Genomic DNA, 17,216 nt, shown 5'->3' on the forward strand with positions numbered 1-17,216 from the left:
TATGTCACAGTCGCCTGATTTCAAGGCCAGATTGCTAAATGTCGCCAATGAGTTAAAGGATTTTGTGCTGGCCATGGTCAGCCGTTGCAAGCAGGATCGCATTTCGGTTACGGCAGGGCATCTGACCTATGTGTCACTGTTGTCGCTGGTTCCATTTATTATGGTGTTTTTCACCATACTCTCCGCTTTTCCTGCCTTTGCGTCCTTGCGGGGCGATCTCGAGTCCATGATCTTCAGCAACTTTGTGCCCCATGCCGGCGGTGTGGTGCAAAAGTATGTGGCCGAGTTTGTGGGTAATGCCTCGCAAATGGGCATTATCAGTATCGTGTTTCTGGTGGTGGTGGCGCTGCTGCTGATCTCGAATGTGGACAAAACCCTGAACAGCATTTTTCGGACCCCCAGTGCGCGGCGGCCGATTGTGACCTTTGCGATTTACTGGATGGTGTTGACCCTGGGGCCGTTGCTGATTGGATCGGGGCTGGCGGTGAGCTCCTATCTGGCAGGACTGGCAACGTTTGCCGAAGAATATACGCCAGGTATTACCACCGCGTTGTTAAAACTGCTGCCTTTTCTGACCTCTATCGGCGCCTTCTTTATTCTGTATATGGTGGTGCCAAATAAGGCCGTGCGGCCGCGCTATGCGCTGGGTGGGGCTTTTCTGGCAACCTGTTTGTTTGAGTTGTCGAAGAAGGGATTTGCCCTGTATGTGAGCAGTTTTCCTTCCTATCAGATTATCTATGGCGCCATGGCCACCATTCCACTGCTGTTTGTGTGGGTGTATTTATCCTGGATAGTCGTGCTGCTGGGGGCGGAGTTTACGGTGCAGGTGGAAGATTCGGCAGCTCAGCATAAAGAAGATGCAGAGACTGCCGAAGAGCCAGACAGCAAAGGCTAACCCTGGCGGATACTGGCGATAAAGTCGTTAGACTGGGCAATGGCGCTGTTCATTTCTTTGATCAACTGATCAATATCCCGTTTGATATTGCCATATTCGCCTTGCAAAGCGCCTATAGCACTGGCGTTGAGGTTGTGTTTCAGATACAACACATTGTCCTGTAATGCCGATAACACCGGCGCCATTTTGCTTTCTGCCCGGCGCATGGAGCGCAGCAGGTCGTCATAACGTCGCTGAGTTTCTTTGAGCTTACGGCTGCTGTCGCGGCGCAGGGACTCATTCGAGTATTGCTCCAGCTCCTCCTGCCATTCATCAAACAGGTCTTCGGCCACAGATTCAACCTTGTCGATTCTGTCAGTCACCCGCTGTGCGGAACTCTCGCTGGCTTCGTACTGATCTTTGAGGTTCTCATAGACGTCCTGTAACTCACCACCCTCGAAGTTAATTAACTGGCTGAACTGATCCAGCGCAGAACTGAATTGTTGCTGGGCATCTTCCTGAGCGTCACGGGTGTCTTCTACCCGGTCCACCAGGATATCGCGTTTCTCAAAGCCGACTTTCTCCATGGCGGAGTAGTAAGCCGACTGACAGCCTGACAACAGAGGCAGGCCTAATGCCAGACCCAGCGTCAGCAGCAGATGAGCTTTCATATTCCCGGTGACCTGAACTTGGCGGCGTCAATAATCGCCCAAAGGTGCAACAATGCGCCCGGGATCCACATGAAAATCAGGATTACGGTGGCTGCCATCGCATAACATACGGAGACAAGCACGAAGAACAGCAACGCAGCCAGAATGCGCCCCTGCACCAGTTGACCTAAACCGGGGATAAAGATATTACAAATAGCAGCGATAACATTACCGCCTGAGCCTTGTCCTGCCATGATTTTTCCTTCATTTTTGATAGTTGCATCGGTTAAGTTAATGCAATTATTTACCAGTTACAATATATGCCTGTGTTGACAGTGTTACAAAGATTATCAGGGAGTAGTGAATTTATGATTGGGTTGTTACAGCGGGTTTCTCAGGCACAGGTGAGTGTCGATGGTGATATTGTCGGTAAGATTGGGCAGGGCACACTGTTGCTGTTAGGTGTTGAGAAAGGTGATGACCAGAACAAAGCCAGGCGTTTATGTGAGCGGGTGCTGAATTACCGACTGTTCAATGATGAGCAGGGCAAAATGAATCTCAGCTTGCGTCAGATTGGCGGCGAGTTGCTTGTGGTGTCGCAGTTTACCCTGGTGGCTGACACCCAAAAAGGCAACCGACCGGGCTTTTCCCGTGGCGGTGACCCAAAAAGCAGTGAGGATCTGTATGAGTATTTTATTGAGCAGGCAAAAGCGGCGGGAGTGAATTGTCAGTCGGGCCGTTTCGGCGCCGATATGCAGGTGAGCCTGATTAACGACGGCCCTGTTACTTTTCAGTTGAGTGTTTAAGTACAGAGCGCTGTATCGCGCTCTAGAGCAGTATCAACTGATTCAGGTCGACATCATGCTGATGGGCAAACTGCAGCAATGGCTCAAACTCATGCAGATCCGGCAAAGGCCGATTGGCGGCAAAGACAATTCTGTTCTGGTAACCTGGTATGCCAATTACCGTACAGGCCTGCCCTGTCAGCTTGTGCAGCGAGCCGGTGAGCCAGTGCAACTGTACGTTTAGTGCAGGCAGAAGATTGATTGTCAGTATCCCATTTTCTGAAAGGGCAGACATACAATGCTCATAGAAGAGCGGGTCACTGAGAAAAGACGGGTGATCCTGTTCACCAAACAAATCCAGTATCAGCAGATCCTGATTGCTGATATGGTGTATGGCTTGCTCAGCATCAGCCTGTTGAATCTGCGGGTTGTGGGTCAATGGATTGAAAAATTCATGAAAGCAGTGAATGATGGGCTGGCTGAATTCGATACTCTGGATGTTGGCTTTGGCTGCATATCGTTGCAGAAAACGCAGGAAGGCGCCGCCGCCCAGCCCCATCTCGGTAATGTGCGCAGGTTCCGGGCGCAGATACAGTGCCAGGGCCAGGCCATGTAAATGGGGTAACACCAGGCGCAGAGGCGCGCCGATGTCCATCACGGATTGCACCGTATCGCCCAGGCAGAGCCATCGGTACTGTTGATTTTGCAAAATCCGTAGACGCTGTTGCTGGTGCCAGTAAAGCAACTTTGGGTTATTGAGTTCACGGGACAAGTTAAACACCGGTTGGCCTTTGAGTCATATTGTTATTATTCGGGTCCAATATAGAAGCAAAGCGCCAGGCGGTAAACAGGTGAGATTCATGTATAAAGTAGAAACGCCACAAAGTGACGAAGAGTTCGAAAAGTATTTCGCTTTTCGTTGGTTTATGTTGCGCAAGCCATGGAATTTCCCGCTCGGTTCGGAAAAAGACGAATACGAACAGGTGGGTATCCACCGGATGGTGCTGGATGCTGAAGGTGAGGTGATCGCCATCGGCCGTTTGCATTTCAACACCCCTGAAGAGGCCCAACTGCGTCATATTGCTGTGCATCCTGATCATCATGGTAAAGGTCTCGGCAAACTGATTGTGGCCGCCCTTGAGAGCGTTGCACGCACTGAAGGGATAGAACGTATTGTCACCAACAGCCGGGAGTTGTCGACGCCGTTTTTCAAAAGCTGTGGCTTTGAAGTTGTCGGTGAAGCCACCACTGAGCTGGGGCAACTGAAGCGCGAGCAGATGGTAAAAAAGCTTACCGAGCTGAATACTGTGCTGTTACACCCGCGCTGGTGTAAAGAATTACAGGATACCTGGTATGAGACCATTCCTATCAGTGAGCAGATGGGCATCAAGATTTACCGTTTTACCGGCCGTACTCTCGAAGTACGTGCATCGCTGAACAAGAATATCAATCTGCATGGCACCATGTTCGCCGGTAGTATCTTTTCCCTCGCGACATTGACGGGTTGGGGTATGCTGTTTCTGATGCTCAAAGAAAAAAACCTGACCGGCGAGATTGTGCTGGGTGATGCGGATATTCACTATCATAAGCCCATCACCAGCCAGCCAAGAGCGGTGTGTAATATCGAAAGTGTCAGCGGTAAATTTGAGCTGCTGGCGAAAAAGCGCAAGAAGCCCTTTACCCTCCGAGTCGATATTCATGATGGCCAGAATCCGGTAGCCGAATTTAAAGGCGTATACTGGATATTGCCACCCGCAGAGGTGAAGGAAGACGAATCGGTAGAGTGAATAGTGATGAATGCCGAATTATGAATAAAAAGCTATTCACCACAGAGGCACGGAGAGCACAGAGGTTTAGAACTGTCTTATCATCTCTGTGTCCTCTGTGGTTAAATTTCCTTTTCGTGCTTTTACTTCGGACTGCCTCTGCGTCTTTGCGCCTCTGCGAGATCCCTAACGAATTGAGATCCTGATTTTCATCAGGATAAAGATGCGGTTGGCATTCTTCAGTGTTTTTTGTGCCTTTCCGGTATCCCATAAAAAAAGGAGCCAGCGGCTCCTTTTTCTGAAATTCTATCTGGCTTCAGACCATGGCGGACTGGAGCTTTTTAATCGCATTCTTTTCAATCTGACGGACACGCTCGGCTGAGACTTCATATTTATCAGCCAGATCCTGCAAGGTGGTTTTGTCGTCAGACAACCAACGGCACTGGATAATATGCTGGCTGCGTTCATCCAGCGTCTTAATTGCAGAATGCAGACGCAGACTGGCTGAATCGTCCCAGTCGGCATTCATGACTTCAGATTCCACGTCGGCGCTTTTGTCTTCCAGATACTGAACCGGTGCAAAGTTACCTGTTTCATCATCGTCGGCAGACAGATCAAAGGTCTGATCCTGACTGCTCATGCGTGCTTCCATTTGCAGCACTTCTTTGGTGCTGACACCCAAGTCATCGGCTACTTTCTGAACTTCTTCGTGCGTAAACCAGCCAAGACGCTTTTTGGCTTTACGCAGATTGAAAAACAATTTGCGCTGGGCTTTGGTGGTTGCCACTTTGACGATACGCCAGTTCTTCAGTACAAACTCATGAATTTCGGCCTTTATCCAGTGCACGGCAAAGGATACCAGGCGCACACCAACGGCAGGGTCAAATCGCTTGACTGCCTTCATCAGACCGATATTTCCTTCCTGGATCAAATCCGCCTGAGGCAGACCATAGCCGGAGTAGGATTTGGCAATATGCACAACAAAACGCAGGTGAGACATGATCAGCTTACGGGCTGCTTCAAGATCCCCTTCATGATGCAATCTTTCAGCGAGTTGACGCTCTTCCTCCGCCGTCAGCATGTCTATGCTGGTGACTGCCCGCATATAGCTGTCCAGGCTGCCTGACTGAGGAACGCTCAACGCCATTGAATGCATTTTTGTGCTCATATTTAACCTCTTGGAAATTTATCGCAAACCAGTTTAGCACTGGCCTGAGCGGATCACCAGATCCGATTTTCTGCTCGCCAGCTAAGACAAGCAAAAAAGGTTTTAGTTCCTATTTGACCAACCTGATGTTGGGTTGTGGCTCGGCTTTTTCAACGCTTTCCATCAATTTTATATTACGACCGCGCCGTTCGCCGTTCTGAAATCTGTCGTAGCGGAAATTGCCGACGTCCATCATCTGGGCAAAGTTTAAAAAAGCTTCCAGATCTTTGCGGCCCAGATTCTCATCGGCACTGCTAAGCTGGCTGTCTACGTAGACCTCGTCGCCGTTGAAGGTCATATGAGCGACGGCGTCATAAGGCTTGCCATACTCTTCAACCCGAATGGCACGGACCATCTTAACTTCGAACATCCAGTTGCCAACTTTAATATAGCGTTTTGCGCTATTGTCCATGATTCCCCCAAAAAGGTGTAGATAAAGGGCCGGGCTCTATATGCCCTGGTGCCCGTTAATGGAAAATCAGGCATTTCGACTCGCCGTAAGTAAACTGCTGAGAATCCGGTTTCCTCATTGAAACCTGAATACACTTACTTGTTGGGAAATCGGCCTCCGGCCGGGGGAAACTGTCGACTATCCTGAGTGGAGCAACAGAAAGACAGGGGGATGTCCTTACCCTGTCGTTCTGATATTTCTCCGCTGGTTATTCTACCCGGCTGACAATGTGCTGCAAGCCCCATGGAGGAATGTTCTATGATATCGTATGCCAGCGGCTGCGCGGTTTAACCGCGACAGTCCTACTTCTTGTCTTCTTCTTTCTTTTCTTCAGCTTTCTTGTCAGCAGCCATTTCTGCTTTTCTGGCTTGCAGTTCTTTGGCTTTCTGCTCTGCTTTTTGCTGTGCTTCCTGCTTAGCTTCTTCTTTTTTGCTGGTGGTATCGGCATCTGTTGCCATAGCACCAAAGCTCATTACTGCGGCGATTAACATTGCAAACTTTTTCATCATTTTCTCCTTAACACCTGGTTATTAAGAGTGGCAAGCAAAGCCTGTTATGGCTGTGGTTACCCTCTTTTCTACAAGCCTGTTGAAACAGGTTGCAGGAGATTAAGCGGATAGCGTGCCAACTTTGCAAAAGCCCGGAATGACTGGGGTGCTGAGATTTTATACTGTTGTGCGTAAGGGATCCTGTCGCAAAAAAGAGACAGTGCATATTCAGATTAAGACTGATAGCTGCGGTAGCTTCTGTTGGGAGGCATTAAAACCATTATATATCAACGCTTTAATATCATGTCTGGAACCCGTCAACAGTTGTCTCAAATAACAGACAGTGTAAAAAACATCCGAAAAATGGGCCTATTTACTTCAGTTTGGAGGGGTTTTTAGGGCATTATCGGCCAGTCTTTTCAGGATAGAATGAGAAACTATTGGCTTTTTCAATCAGAAGACTAACGTTATTGGGGTTTACGCTGGTGGGACTACCGCTGGTGGTCGCCCTGGGCCTGGCGTTGGTGCGCATAGAGCAATTGTCGGTACAGGGTACCGGGGCCATACAGCAGGTATCCAGGCTGGTTTATGTCAGCCGTCAGGTGAGCCAGTTGCTGAACAATATGGAGCGGGGAGCCAGCCAGTATCTGGTGCTCAAAGACGAGGCGCTGTGGGACAGTTATCTGCGCCTGCGCGAAGAGTTTCGTCAACTGGCCACTGAAATGGTCACTAACAATAACCCTGTTATTGAGCCGGCCGTTGCCAGGTTGCTCAGACAAGAGCAGAGCCTGCATCAGGAGTTGGCCGAGGCCTCCGTGGATTTTCCCATCGCCAGTCTGCAACAGGGGTATAGCAAACTGAATAACCAGAGCAATGATTTGTTCCGCCTTAACCGGCGTATCATTGATGAGGAAATTGAGGCCATTGAGCAGAAGGCTGATCAACTGCGCGAAACGCTGTTGCAGTCAGCGCTGGTGATACCAGCTTCATTGCTGATCGCGATACTCTTTGTGCGTTTGATTACCGGCCCTATCAATCAGCTTAAACCCCAGATCAGGCGTCTGGAACGCGGAGACTTTGATCGCCCGGTAACCGTCAGGGGGGCTTCGGACATTGTCGAGGTGGCTGAGATATTAGAAGCCATGCGTCAGCAACTGCTGGCACTGGAGAAACAGAAAACCGGTTTTATCCGGCATATATCCCACGAGTTAAAGACACCACTGGCGGCTATCCGCGAAGGGGCGGAATTGTTGTATGATGGCACCACCGGTAAGCTGAATCCCGCTCAGGAAGAGGTCAGCGCGATTATCCGTGACAGCGTTGGCCGTTTGCAGCAACTGATTGAAGATTTGCTTAATTTTAATATGGTGCTGGATAATGCCAGGGCCCTGAAACAAAGTGCTGCACTTGCCAGCGCATTGCATAAGGTGATAGCAGATCGTCAGTTACAGATACAAAGTAAGAGCTTAACAATATCATTACCTGATAGTGACTACTTACTGCGAATAAATCCTGAGCAGTTGCGGGTCATTCTGGATAACCTGATTTCTAATGCGGTAAAATTCTCGCCATCTGAGGGAACCGTCAGGGTCTCTGCGGGCTTTGAGTCAACACTCTGGTGGCTGCGGGTTTCTGATCAGGGGCCCGGTGTGCAGCCTGATGATAAGGACCAGGTTTTCGAGCCATTTTTCCAGAGCAGTGTACAACCTCAGACAAAAGTAAAGGGAAGCGGGCTGGGCCTGACAATTACCCGGGAACTGATCGAGAAATATAAAGGCAGTATTCGTCTGCAGGAGTCGTCTGAAGGCTGCTGTTTCGAGATACGATTCCCCGCTACATTGGTGGAGCAAAAAAAACATGTATGAGAAAAAGCGCTACAAGGCAGCATTGACGCTGATTGTGGTCATATTATTGAACGGATGTCAGGCTCTTTCTCCCCAGGTCAATGCCCCGGTGGATGATGTCGGCAATGAGCCACTGGAGAAACTGAAGGTCAAAAAGAGCAGCAGTGCCAGAGTGAAGCAGGATTTTGGCGAGTATTATCTGTGGCTCAAAGAGCAGCCTGTTGGGGTTCTGGAACAAGAAGTGCAGACGCGTCGTGACGGCAAGCAGCAGGGTGATGTCGCCGATATGCTGAAACTGGTGCTGCTATACAGCCTGCCCAATTCACCGGTAAGAAATCCCCATCAGGCCAGAACCGAACTGCTGCGTTTGTTTAATCAGCAGGAAGTGGCGATCCCCGGAACTTTCTATGCCCTGTTTGATCAGCTTACTGACAACATCAAAAGGCAACGCCAGTTGCTGGAAACTTCAGAGAGTCTCGATCATATCTTGCAGGAGAAGCAATCTTTGGAACAACAATTGCAGCAACTCAAGTTAATTGAGCAAAATATTCTTAAACGAGAAGTGGAAAATAATGGCAGCTGAACAGGAGAAGAAACGGGTACTGGTAGTGGATGACGATCCCAGCCTGTTGAAGTTAATAGGCATGCGATTGACCGGGGCCGGATATCAGATCCAAAGCGCCGATAATGGCAAACAGGCGCTGGGCATACTGGAGAGTTTCAAGCCACACTTGCTGATCAGTGACCTGCGGATGCAGGGCATGGATGGAATGGCTTTGTTTGCCGCAACGCGGGAACGTAATCCCGGGTTACCTGTGATTATACTCACCGCCCATGGCACTATTCCTGACGCGATAGAGGCGACTAAAAAAGGGGTGTTTTCGTATCTGACCAAGCCTTTTGACAGTCAGCAATTGCTCAGTACTGTAGATGATGCTATCCGCTTGCACCCGGTCGTAGAGGAAGATCAGCAGCACAAGGATTCCGGTAGCTGGCGCAGTGCCATTATCAGCCGCAGCAATAAAATGGAAGAGTTGCTGCAGCAGGCCAGACAGGTGGCAGACAGTGATGTAAGCCTGCTGATCCACAGCCAGAGCGGAACAGGTAAAGAATTGCTGGCCAATGCCATTCACCAGGTCAGCGAGCGTAGCGAAGCGCCATTTGTGCCGGTGAACTGCGCGGCGATTCCCGAAACCTTGTTCGAGTCAGAACTTTTTGGTCATGTGAAAGGCGCCTTTACCGGAGCTAACCGTGAGCATGTAGGTCTGTTTCAATCGGCGAATGGCGGCACCCTGTTTCTTGATGAGATTGGTGATATGCCGCTGAATTTTCAGGTTAAGCTGTTGCGGGCGTTGCAGGAACGGGAGGTTCGGCCGGTGGGGGCGACTCAGTCTGTGCCCATTGATGTCAGGATTATCAGCGCCACCCACAGGGATCTGGAGCAGGCAATCAGCGAAGGCAATTTCCGTGAGGATTTATATTATCGCCTGAATGTGGTGGAACTGCGTTTGCCACCTCTTGCAGACAGAAGAGATGATATTCCGTTACTGGTGAATCACTTTTTAAATCAGGTGCTCTCCCGCAGTAAGAAAAAGGTCACGGGGTTTTCCGATGAGGCCATGGAGGTGTTGATCGCTGCTCCCTGGCCAGGCAATGTAAGACAATTGCAGAATGTGGTAGAACAGACGGTAGCCCTGTGTAATGGCCCCCTGATTCCCACAGAGCTGGTGCAAAAAGCGCTGAGAGATAAACCAAGTTCTTTGCCCACCTTTGCCAGGGCCAGAGATGAATTTGAACGCCGCTATCTGGCAGATCTGCTTAAAGCCACAGAAGGCAATGTGACCCAGGCCGCCAGGATTGCCGGGCGCAATCGTACCGAATTCTATAAATTGCTGGATAAGCATCATCTGACCCCGGATGCATTCAGGGAGTAAGCTTTCAGTTTTGTAGCCCAGCACCCCCGGGGGTTGTAGGTCGTGGCTTTAGCCCGACAACTGAGCAACCCGAGGTGCTGGATATACTCGTATGCAGCGCAGCGGAATACGGGAATTTCCCGGCTCAGTCCTGCAATCCGCTTCGCTCCTTGCAGGCTACCCCACTGTGTTAGATTCGATCTCGCAGAGGCGCAAAGACGCAGAGGAAGAATGGAACGGGTTGCTGGTATCCCTGCGTCTTTGCGCCTCTGCGAGAGACAGTTTTTCTCCTGGATTTGATCGCGCCAACAGAGACTACTTCGGTTCGATGGCGCGGATATGCTTATGCACCGAGAGTAAGGATCCCGCCAGGCCCAGAAATACTGACAGGCCCAGCATGCCGAGCAGGGATTCGCCCTGTAAGCCGGTCAGTTCAAACTGGGTCTGGTATAGCTGGGTGACACGGGAGATGCTGTCGCTCATCCACCATAACAGCAGCCAGGTGGTTAACCAGGCCAGCAGTCCGCCGAGCAATCCGTACCAGAAACCTGTATACATAAAAGGTCGCTGAATAAAGGCATCGGTGGCTCCCACCAGTTTCAGTACCAGAATTTCGTCCTGTTTATTGAGGATATTCAGCCTTATGGTGTTGCCGATAATCAACACCACGGCGATAAACAGCAGCAGTGCGACGACGCTGACCAGTTCCCCGGCAATGGCAACCAGGCCATGCAGCCGCTCCAGCCACTGGATATCCAGTTGGCCCAGTTCCACTTCCCGTTCTTTTTGCAGCTTTTCCAGCAATCGCCGGGCCGCGGTAGGCGATGTGTTTTTACTGTCAGGGGTTACCAGAATCACATCCGGAAGCGGGTTGTCTTCGAGATAATTCAGCGCATCACCAAAGCCGGAAAGTTGTTTGAATTCCTCCAGTGCCCCGGCCTTATCGATATGTGTCAGTGACTCAATTTCGGGCCACAGGCTCAGACGGGTGGTCAGCTGTCTGATATCGCCAGGCTGGGTATTCTGATGTAAGAACAGCGTGATTTCCGAGGCCTGTTCCCAACCGGCACTGACTTTTTCTGTATTTTTCAGCAGGATATACAGAGTGCTGGGCAGGGTAATGCTTAAACCCAGTACCGCAACCGTCATCATTGACGCCGCAGGGTTTCGCCATAATTCACCCAGGCTGGCCAGCGCCTGACGAATATGACTGATAAAAAACATCAGCAGCCGCTGGAGTGGTGAAATGCGGGTGCGCTGTGCGCCCTGATCGCGGCCTTTAAACAGCAGGCTCATCGTGCCAGTCCTCGGTTAATCCATCGGTGATCATCTGGCCCTTTTTCAGAGTCAGCGTCCGGTATTTCATTCTCGCGATCAGGCCCAGATCATGGGTGGCAATCAATACTGCTACACCGGCCTGATTGAAATCCTCAAACAGGCGGATAATCTCCATAGACAGTTTGGGATCCAGGTTGCCCGTGGGCTCATCGGCCAGCAGCAGAGGGGGTTTGTTGATCACGGCGCGGGCGATACCGACCCGCTGCTGTTCCCCTCCTGAAAGGGTGATCGGCAGACTGCGACTCTTATCACTCAGTCCCACACGGTCCAGCACAGCCCCCACTCTTTTACTGATTTCCCGATGTGAATAACCCTCGATGATCAGTGGCAGGGCGACATTATCAAATACGCTTCTGTCCATCAGTAGCTGATGGCTCTGGAAGATCATGCCGATATCACGGCGTATATAAGGCACCTGACGACGCTGAATCTGATTGAGATCATGACCGTTGATCAGCACTTTCCCGACCGTAGGGCGTTCCATAATACTGATCAGCTTAAGCAAGGTGCTTTTACCCGCGCCGGAATGACCGGTCAGAAAGGCCATTTCACCCGGTGCAATATGGAAACTCACCTGCCGCAGTGCCTGTTGCCCTCCCGGATACGTTTTGCTGACCCCTTCAAAACGTATCATCAGGCGTCCACTTCCTGGTGTTTCTCACTAAACAGGGCTTCCACAAACTCTTCGCCGTTAAAAGCACGCAAATCGTCAATACCCTCACCGACGCCGATATACCGGATCGGTAAGCCGAATTGATCGGCCAGGGCGAAAATGATGCCCCCTTTAGCGGTACCATCGAGTTTGGTCAGGGTCAGGCCGGTGATGCCCACCGCCTGATTGAATAATCTTGTCTGACTGATCGCGTTCTGGCCGGTGCCGGCATCCAGAGTCAGCATAATTTCGTGGGGAGCGTCGGGGTCGAGCTTTTTCATCACCCGCACGATCTTTTTCAGCTCTTCCATCAGGTTGTCTTTGTTCTGCAGACGACCGGCAGTATCGGCGATCAGAATATCGGTGTTTCTGGCTTTGGCCGATTGCAGTGCATCGAAAATTACCGAGGCGCTGTCGGCACCAGTATGCTGAGCAATGACCGGGATATTATTGCGCTCACCCCAGGTTTGCAGTTGCTCCACTGCCGCCGCTCGGAAGGTATCACCGGCGGCCAGCATCACGCTTTTTCCGGCCTGCTGGAACTGCCTGGCCAGTTTGCCTATAGTGGTGGTCTTTCCCACCCCGTTAACCCCGACCATCAGGATCACATAGGGGCCTGATTCAGATCTGGGCTCCAGCGGTGCGCTGGCCACATTAAGAATGTCCGTCAGTTGCTGCTTGAGCAGTGAAAGCAGGGCTTCACCGTCTTTAAGGGCTTTGCGGTCGGCGCTGTCGGTAAGATTATCGATAATCTTCGCGGTGGTGTTGATACCGACGTCGGCCACCAGTAACTGGGTTTCCAGTTCTTCAAACAACTCATCATCAATTTTTTTACCACTGAACAGACCGACAATGCCCGAGCCAAGATTAGAGCGCGTTCGTGTCAGGCTTTGCTTGAGGCGGCTGAAAAAGCCAGCTTTACTGTTTTGCTCTGGCTCTGGCTCTGGCTCTGGCTCTGGCTCAGGTTCCGATTCAACTTCAACTTCCGGTATCGCTTCAGCGACGTCGACCTGGGGTTGGGTAACCTCTGGCTCAGCTTCCTGCCCGGCTGTTTCTGCTTCACGCTGTTGCGGTTTTGCCTGGTCGGCAGGCTTCTGCGAATCCTGTTCCTGTGCACTTTCAGCGGATTGATCTTGTGCAGCATCACTATCCTGCTGTTGTGATTCATCTTGTTTTGCGGATTTATCTTTATTGAACCAGCCAAAAAACTTAGACATGGGCGGTGAGAATCCTTTGAAAATCGTTGGGTTATCGACAGGGGCCGATTAGACTATGCAATCATAGCATTTCTTGAATTGACAAATGAAGCGAGCTGTAAAAAGCCGGGCTAAGGCACTGGGGCAAATCCGTATTATTGCAGGGCGTTGGCGAGGCCGAAAGCTGCCGGTCCCCGATGTTGAAGGGTTGCGCCCCACTACCGACAGAAACAAGGAAACCCTGTTTAACTGGCTTGCACCTTATGTAGCCGGGCGGCAATGCCTGGATGCCTTTGCGGGATCAGGTGGCCTGGGGTTTGAAGCCTTGTCCCGCTATGCGGCCAGAGTCGATTTTGTTGAACAGGACACCGGGGCGGTGCGCATGTTGCGGGAGAATGCTGGCAGATTAGGCCTCAGTTCTGAACAGGCGGCGGTGCATCAGGGAGATATGTTGCAGATACTGAGCCGGCTCAGCGGGCCCTTTTCGTTGGTGTTTCTCGATCCACCCTTTAATAAGGGCCTGTTGCAGAGGGCTGTCGATGCCTTAGTGCAATCTGACAAGCTGGCGGCAGAGGCGCTGCTCTACCTGGAAATGGAAAAAGGCGCGCCCTTGCTTGTGCCTTCCCATTGGCAACTGTTAAAGCATAAACAGAACTCTCAGGTGGATTACCGGTTATACCAGTTAAGCATGCAGAAGGTGGATAATGAGTAAGCTTAACGGAACCGGGCTGATACGTATTATGCGGGCTGCAAGATGCTCCTGGTTGGGGATTCGCTACGCCTTTGTGAATGAGTCGGCGTTCCGGCAGGAACTGTTATTGAGTTTGCTGCTGATCCCCTTAGCCTTGTGGATGACGGATAACCCGGTGGAGCGGCTAATGCTGATTCTGCCGCTGTTGTTGTTATTGGCGGTGGAATGCCTTAACAGTGCGATTGAAGCCGTGGTGGATCGTATTGGTACTGAGCTGCATCCTCTGTCTGGTCATGCCAAGGATCTTGGCTCGGCAGCGGTGTTTTTCTGCCTGCTGATGAATCTGTTTAGCTGGCTGATCATCGGACTGCCTAAAGTACTCTGAACGCCAGTTACAACAGAGCAGGCATTCAGCTTATTTCCAGGCCGATATTGGTGATCCCTTCTTCGGTCGCCATCTGCCGCAGGGCCCGCATACTTCCTTTGGTTCTGCTGGCATTGTCGATGCTGTTAAGCAATGCCTGCTGGAATTCGATTTCCCACTGCATCAGCGGGTGAGATTTGACTTCATCGGCGCTCAGTTCTGACTCGCTGGTGGCCTCAATGTAGGCCTCAACGGAGCCCTGAGACAGCTTGCTGATCACCACAGCGCCCTGGGGATCTTCATCCATCATCAGTAATATCAGTGATGCCAGAGAAATACCCACATCAATAGCGGGGTAGACGCCATAGCTGTCAAAATCAGCGGCATCGGGTATAGCCAGTTCGGTTTTCTCCAGCTGTACCGCCAGATTGATTCTGGCCTTTGGATTTGCCAGCCAGTCCCAGATGGCATCCAGGGTGTTGCGATATTGGGCCGGGTCAGCAAAACCGGTTAACTCACAAAAGAGCTGATAATTAGGCAGGCTACGCTCCAGCAAGGTGGCACCAAAGGCAACCGCTTGCCAGCCGCTCAGTTGTCTTACTCTGGCGAAAGTGGTCAGTTTCATAAGCTATGCTCCAGGTAACTGGATATACCATCTAAAAACATCTGTATGGCGATCATTACCAGAATCATGCCCATCAGACGTTCTACGGCGATCAGCCCGCGTTCTCCAAGCAGGCGGTGAAACAGGCCGGAAAACATCAGAATAATTGATGTGGCCAGCCAGGCCGAACCGGCGGCAAGGGTCCAGTCGGCCATACGCGTCGGATCCTGATTGGCGATCAGGATCAAGGCTGCCAGCAGCGAAGGGCCAGCCACCAGGGGAATGGCCAGGGGCACCAGAAAAGGTTCCGTTATGGTCTGCGTCGTCGTGGTTGCACCGGGTTGAGGGAAAATCATGCGTATGGCGATTAAAAACAGGATAATGCCACCGGCGATACTGACGGTTTCCTGCCTGACGTTGAGAAAATCCAGTACCGCCTGGCCGCTGTATAGAAACAGCAGCATAATTCCGAGGGAGAACAGCAATTCTCTGATCAGAATAATACGCTGGCGCTTAGGTTCAATGCCCTTTAGCACGGACATGAAAATGGGCAGATTGCCCAGAGGGTCCATAATAAAAAACAGCATAATGGCGGCTGACCAGGTATCCATTCTTGCCCCGGGATGTCATAAATTCTTTAACCAGACTAATATTATCTGTCAAAACAGGCTAAATTTCAGTAAGTTAATTATTTTAATCAGGATGGCCTGAGCAAGGGGCCCGGCCACCTGCGAGGTGTAACGGCGTCAGCCACGCTGGTGCTTTTCGGTGTGATGAGGAAATACAGATGAGTTTAATGTCAGTGGCCGAGGTGGCGGAATTCCTTGGTGTACAGGAAATCCGGGTAGAGCGGCTGGAACGTGAAAGCCTGCTAATAAGCAAAGACAAAGATGCCGAGGGCAAGCCGCTGTTTGATAAGGCCGATGTGGAAAAATATAAGGAATTTGCCGAGCGGCTCGGTGGAATCTGAAAATTAGTACGTGGGTACATTTTTATACCCACGTTAAGGTGTCAGCAGTTCAATCGTCCAGCAAGGTTCTGGCGATGGTACGTATACCCTGTGCAGTTGCGCCTGCCGGCATAGTAGCGGTAGCAGTACCATTAAAGGCCGCAGCCAGATCCATATGTATCCAGCCTTTACCCTGAGGCGGCGCGAATCGGGCTAAGAAGCCTGCTGCATTGGATGCGCCTCCGGCGCCGCCGCCTTTCATCGGCCGGCTATTGGCGGTATCCGCGTAAGGGGAAGGACACATCTCCTGATGCCAGGGTTCGAGGGGCAGCGGCCAGGCCGGCTCATTTTCACTGTCTGCGTGACGGAGCACTTTGTCCTGTAAACTCTTATCCATGCTGAACAGCGCGTTGTACTCATTGCCCAACGCCATCACGGCGGCACCGGTCAGTGTGGCGGCATCCAGAATCAGCGGCGCACCGGTTTCGGTGGCGGCCATCAGACCATCCGCCAGCACCAGCCGGCCTTCGGCGTCGGTATTCACCACTTCAACTGATACGCCGTTTTTATAGGTGATAATGTCGCCGAGTTTATAGGCATGGCCGCTGATCAGGTTCTCGGCACAGCACAGGAACAGCCGGACCCTTTTATTCAGGCCCTGCATAATGGCCAGCCCAAGACCACCAGCTACTGTTGCCGCACCACCCATATCGCATTTCATGGTCAGCATGCCTTCGCTGCTTTTAATGCTGTATCCGCCACTGTCAAAGGTGATGCCCTTGCCGACCAGTGCCGCACTGACCGGAGTGTTATTATCCTTGCCAGGATTATAATCCAGCTCCAGCAACACCGGGGGCCGCTCGCTGCCGCGTCCCACATGATAAATACCGGCCCAGCCTGCTTCGAGTAATGCTTCGCCGGTCAGCGTTCTGGCAGTGATAGCATCACCTGCTATTTCCCGTAGCCAGTCAGTCACTTCACTGGCCAGTTTTTGCGGTGAAATATCTTCCGGGGTGCGGTTAATCAGGTTGCGGGTAAACAACATGGCCTGATATTGCTGTTGCAGGCGTGATTTGTGCTGATCTTCACACCAATGAATAGCCTGTTGTTTGCTGGCGGAGGTAAAAGCCTGAGCAAAGGCCCATTGCTGTTCCGGGTGCCAGTCGCCACGCAACTGAAGGGCTTCGATGGCCAGAGATTCAAGCAGACGCGCCGCTTTTTTTATGCTGCGCAGGTGCAAATCCTTTTGGTCTGGCAGGTGGATAGTAGCCTGTCCCGCATCAAAACTCAGTGGAGCTTTATTGCCCCAGTGCTTGTCTGCCTGGTCGGTACTGAGGCTAACCTGCAATAATGACATTTGTTTCTCCATAATTTTAAGTTGTACGCAATCAAATTAGTACATTTTGTACTCTTGCTATATGATGCGCTCCGTTTTTTAAATACC

At 51.3% G+C, this 17,216-nt stretch carries 21 protein-coding genes; 9 read left to right on the forward strand and 12 right to left on the reverse strand.

From position 1 onward, the window contains the following. Window position 1 precedes the first annotated feature (1 nt). Entirely contained in the window at window positions 2-895 is an 894-nt protein-coding gene (locus AT746_RS02180) for a virulence factor BrkB family protein (protein WP_062475823.1), read from the forward strand. On the opposite strand, the gene AT746_RS02185 is transcribed toward AT746_RS02180, so the two are convergent. Together AT746_RS02185 and AT746_RS02190 are read right to left on the reverse strand one after the other, a co-directional pair. Next, on the reverse strand, window positions 892-1,545 hold the full coding sequence (locus tag AT746_RS02185) for a DUF2959 domain-containing protein (protein ID WP_062475826.1): 654 nt from the start codon (window positions 1,543-1,545) through the stop codon (window positions 892-894). The two genes, AT746_RS02180 and AT746_RS02185, sit on opposite strands and share 4 nt — an antisense overlap. Next, window positions 1,542-1,778: a hypothetical protein gene (locus AT746_RS02190; protein WP_062475828.1), complete on the reverse strand. Its 237-nt coding sequence runs from the start codon at window positions 1,776-1,778 to the stop codon at window positions 1,542-1,544. Before AT746_RS02190 ends, AT746_RS02185 begins: the two co-directional genes overlap by 4 nt. A gap of 114 nt (window positions 1,779-1,892) precedes the next feature. On the opposite strand from AT746_RS02190, the gene dtd reads away from it, so the two are divergent. Continuing rightward, window positions 1,893-2,330, forward strand: a complete 438-nt coding sequence (gene dtd / locus AT746_RS02195; RefSeq protein ID WP_062475831.1) for a D-aminoacyl-tRNA deacylase — start codon at window positions 1,893-1,895, stop codon at window positions 2,328-2,330. 22 nt (window positions 2,331-2,352) lie between these two features. Here the strand turns inward: dtd and AT746_RS02200 are convergent, their stop codons facing one another. Continuing rightward, on the reverse strand, window positions 2,353-3,090 hold the full coding sequence (locus tag AT746_RS02200; protein WP_062475835.1) for a hypothetical protein: 738 nt from the start codon (window positions 3,088-3,090) through the stop codon (window positions 2,353-2,355). 79 nt (window positions 3,091-3,169) lie between these two features. Between AT746_RS02200 and AT746_RS02205 the strand changes: the two genes are divergently transcribed. After that, entirely contained in the window at window positions 3,170-4,096 is a 927-nt protein-coding gene (locus AT746_RS02205) for a bifunctional GNAT family N-acetyltransferase/thioesterase (protein WP_062475838.1), read from the forward strand. Window positions 4,097-4,391: 295 nt separating this feature from the next. Here AT746_RS02205 and rpoH read toward each other — a convergent pair whose 3' ends face one another. The 3 genes from rpoH to AT746_RS02220 form a co-directional block, all read right to left on the reverse strand. Then, entirely contained in the window at window positions 4,392-5,243 is an 852-nt protein-coding gene (gene rpoH / locus AT746_RS02210; RefSeq protein ID WP_062475841.1) for an RNA polymerase sigma factor RpoH, read from the reverse strand. Between the two features lie 109 nt (window positions 5,244-5,352). Continuing rightward, window positions 5,353-5,694 (reverse strand): hypothetical protein, encoded by a 342-nt coding sequence (locus tag AT746_RS02215; protein WP_062475845.1) that lies wholly within the window; start codon window positions 5,692-5,694, stop codon window positions 5,353-5,355. A gap of 341 nt (window positions 5,695-6,035) precedes the next feature. Beyond that, window positions 6,036-6,242, reverse strand: a complete 207-nt coding sequence (locus AT746_RS02220; RefSeq protein ID WP_156413603.1) for a hypothetical protein — start codon at window positions 6,240-6,242, stop codon at window positions 6,036-6,038. Window positions 6,243-6,691: 449 nt separating this feature from the next. Between AT746_RS02220 and AT746_RS02225 the strand changes: the two genes are divergently transcribed. Genes AT746_RS02225 through AT746_RS02235 form a run of 3 tightly spaced genes read left to right on the forward strand, consistent with a single transcriptional unit; the run spans window position 6,692 to window position 9,999 of the window. After that, window positions 6,692-8,086 (forward strand): HAMP domain-containing sensor histidine kinase, encoded by a 1,395-nt coding sequence (locus AT746_RS02225; RefSeq protein ID WP_062475851.1) that lies wholly within the window; start codon window positions 6,692-6,694, stop codon window positions 8,084-8,086. Then, window positions 8,079-8,648 (forward strand): hypothetical protein, encoded by a 570-nt coding sequence (locus AT746_RS02230; RefSeq protein ID WP_062475854.1) that lies wholly within the window; start codon window positions 8,079-8,081, stop codon window positions 8,646-8,648. Before AT746_RS02225 ends, AT746_RS02230 begins: the two co-directional genes overlap by 8 nt. Then, window positions 8,638-9,999, forward strand: coding sequence for a sigma 54-interacting transcriptional regulator (locus AT746_RS02235; protein WP_062475857.1), 1,362 nt, complete (start codon window positions 8,638-8,640; stop codon window positions 9,997-9,999). The genes AT746_RS02230 and AT746_RS02235 overlap by 11 nt, the downstream gene beginning before the upstream one ends. 294 nt (window positions 10,000-10,293) lie before the next feature. On the opposite strand, the gene ftsX is transcribed toward AT746_RS02235, so the two are convergent. Genes ftsX through ftsY form a run of 3 tightly spaced genes read right to left on the reverse strand, consistent with a single transcriptional unit; the run spans window position 10,294 to window position 13,185 of the window. Then, window positions 10,294-11,274 (reverse strand): permease-like cell division protein FtsX, encoded by a 981-nt coding sequence (gene ftsX, locus AT746_RS02240; RefSeq protein WP_062475860.1) that lies wholly within the window; start codon window positions 11,272-11,274, stop codon window positions 10,294-10,296. Beyond that, window positions 11,258-11,950: a cell division ATP-binding protein FtsE gene (gene ftsE / locus AT746_RS02245; RefSeq protein WP_062475863.1), complete on the reverse strand. Its 693-nt coding sequence runs from the start codon at window positions 11,948-11,950 to the stop codon at window positions 11,258-11,260. The genes ftsX and ftsE overlap by 17 nt, the downstream gene beginning before the upstream one ends. Further along, window positions 11,950-13,185, reverse strand: coding sequence for a signal recognition particle-docking protein FtsY (gene ftsY, locus AT746_RS02250; protein WP_062475866.1), 1,236 nt, complete (start codon window positions 13,183-13,185; stop codon window positions 11,950-11,952). Before ftsY ends, ftsE begins: the two co-directional genes overlap by 1 nt. An 85-nt stretch (window positions 13,186-13,270) precedes the next feature. Between ftsY and rsmD the strand changes: the two genes are divergently transcribed. Next, entirely contained in the window at window positions 13,271-13,876 is a 606-nt protein-coding gene (gene rsmD, locus AT746_RS02255) for a 16S rRNA (guanine(966)-N(2))-methyltransferase RsmD (protein WP_062475867.1), read from the forward strand. Continuing rightward, entirely contained in the window at window positions 13,869-14,240 is a 372-nt protein-coding gene (locus tag AT746_RS02260; RefSeq protein ID WP_062475870.1) for a diacylglycerol kinase, read from the forward strand. The genes rsmD and AT746_RS02260 overlap by 8 nt, the downstream gene beginning before the upstream one ends. Window positions 14,241-14,265: 25 nt before the next feature. Here AT746_RS02260 and AT746_RS02265 read toward each other — a convergent pair whose 3' ends face one another. Next, complete coding sequence (locus tag AT746_RS02265) at window positions 14,266-14,844, reverse strand: YjaG family protein (RefSeq protein ID WP_062475873.1); 579 nt, start codon at window positions 14,842-14,844, stop codon at window positions 14,266-14,268. Next, complete coding sequence (locus AT746_RS02270; RefSeq protein ID WP_062475877.1) at window positions 14,841-15,434, reverse strand: YhgN family NAAT transporter; 594 nt, start codon at window positions 15,432-15,434, stop codon at window positions 14,841-14,843. Before AT746_RS02270 ends, AT746_RS02265 begins: the two co-directional genes overlap by 4 nt. 176 nt (window positions 15,435-15,610) lie before the next feature. On the opposite strand from AT746_RS02270, the gene AT746_RS02275 reads away from it, so the two are divergent. After that, window positions 15,611-15,793, forward strand: coding sequence for a hypothetical protein (locus AT746_RS02275; RefSeq protein WP_062475879.1), 183 nt, complete (start codon window positions 15,611-15,613; stop codon window positions 15,791-15,793). A 49-nt stretch (window positions 15,794-15,842) separates the two neighbouring features. On the opposite strand, the gene pepB is transcribed toward AT746_RS02275, so the two are convergent. Beyond that, window positions 15,843-17,129, reverse strand: a complete 1,287-nt coding sequence (gene pepB / locus AT746_RS02280; protein WP_062475882.1) for an aminopeptidase PepB — start codon at window positions 17,127-17,129, stop codon at window positions 15,843-15,845. Window positions 17,130-17,216 lie beyond the last annotated feature (87 nt).

This window comes from Lacimicrobium alkaliphilum (assembly GCF_001466725.1).
Taxonomy (GTDB): Bacteria; Pseudomonadota; Gammaproteobacteria; order Enterobacterales; family Alteromonadaceae; genus Lacimicrobium; species Lacimicrobium alkaliphilum_B.

Excerpts from the sequence above, each read along its gene's own strand:
- AT746_RS02265 (WP_062475873.1), bottom strand. The coding sequence starts at position 14,844 with ATGAAACTGACCACTTTCGCCAGAGTAAGACAACTGAGCGGCTGGCAA.
- AT746_RS02190 (WP_062475828.1), bottom strand. The coding sequence starts at position 1,778 with ATGGCAGGACAAGGCTCAGGCGGTAATGTTATCGCTGCTATTTGTAAT.
- ftsY (WP_062475866.1), bottom strand. The coding sequence starts at position 13,185 with ATGTCTAAGTTTTTTGGCTGGTTCAATAAAGATAAATCCGCAAAACAA.
- rsmD (WP_062475867.1), top strand. The coding sequence starts at position 13,271 with ATGAAGCGAGCTGTAAAAAGCCGGGCTAAGGCACTGGGGCAAATCCGT.
- AT746_RS02220 (WP_156413603.1), bottom strand. The coding sequence starts at position 6,242 with ATGATGAAAAAGTTTGCAATGTTAATCGCCGCAGTAATGAGCTTTGGT.
- AT746_RS02180 (WP_062475823.1), top strand. The coding sequence starts at position 2 with ATGTCACAGTCGCCTGATTTCAAGGCCAGATTGCTAAATGTCGCCAAT.
- AT746_RS02270 (WP_062475877.1), bottom strand. The coding sequence starts at position 15,434 with ATGGATACCTGGTCAGCCGCCATTATGCTGTTTTTTATTATGGACCCT.
- AT746_RS02275 (WP_062475879.1), top strand. The coding sequence starts at position 15,611 with ATGAGTTTAATGTCAGTGGCCGAGGTGGCGGAATTCCTTGGTGTACAG.
- AT746_RS02215 (WP_062475845.1), bottom strand. The coding sequence starts at position 5,694 with ATGGACAATAGCGCAAAACGCTATATTAAAGTTGGCAACTGGATGTTC.
- rpoH (WP_062475841.1), bottom strand. The coding sequence starts at position 5,243 with ATGAGCACAAAAATGCATTCAATGGCGTTGAGCGTTCCTCAGTCAGGC.
- ftsX (WP_062475860.1), bottom strand. The coding sequence starts at position 11,274 with ATGAGCCTGCTGTTTAAAGGCCGCGATCAGGGCGCACAGCGCACCCGC.
- ftsE (WP_062475863.1), bottom strand. The coding sequence starts at position 11,950 with ATGATACGTTTTGAAGGGGTCAGCAAAACGTATCCGGGAGGGCAACAG.
- AT746_RS02235 (WP_062475857.1), top strand. The coding sequence starts at position 8,638 with ATGGCAGCTGAACAGGAGAAGAAACGGGTACTGGTAGTGGATGACGAT.
- AT746_RS02185 (WP_062475826.1), bottom strand. The coding sequence starts at position 1,545 with ATGAAAGCTCATCTGCTGCTGACGCTGGGTCTGGCATTAGGCCTGCCT.
- AT746_RS02260 (WP_062475870.1), top strand. The coding sequence starts at position 13,869 with ATGAGTAAGCTTAACGGAACCGGGCTGATACGTATTATGCGGGCTGCA.
- pepB (WP_062475882.1), bottom strand. The coding sequence starts at position 17,129 with ATGTCATTATTGCAGGTTAGCCTCAGTACCGACCAGGCAGACAAGCAC.
- AT746_RS02205 (WP_062475838.1), top strand. The coding sequence starts at position 3,170 with ATGTATAAAGTAGAAACGCCACAAAGTGACGAAGAGTTCGAAAAGTAT.
- AT746_RS02230 (WP_062475854.1), top strand. The coding sequence starts at position 8,079 with ATGTATGAGAAAAAGCGCTACAAGGCAGCATTGACGCTGATTGTGGTC.
- dtd (WP_062475831.1), top strand. The coding sequence starts at position 1,893 with ATGATTGGGTTGTTACAGCGGGTTTCTCAGGCACAGGTGAGTGTCGAT.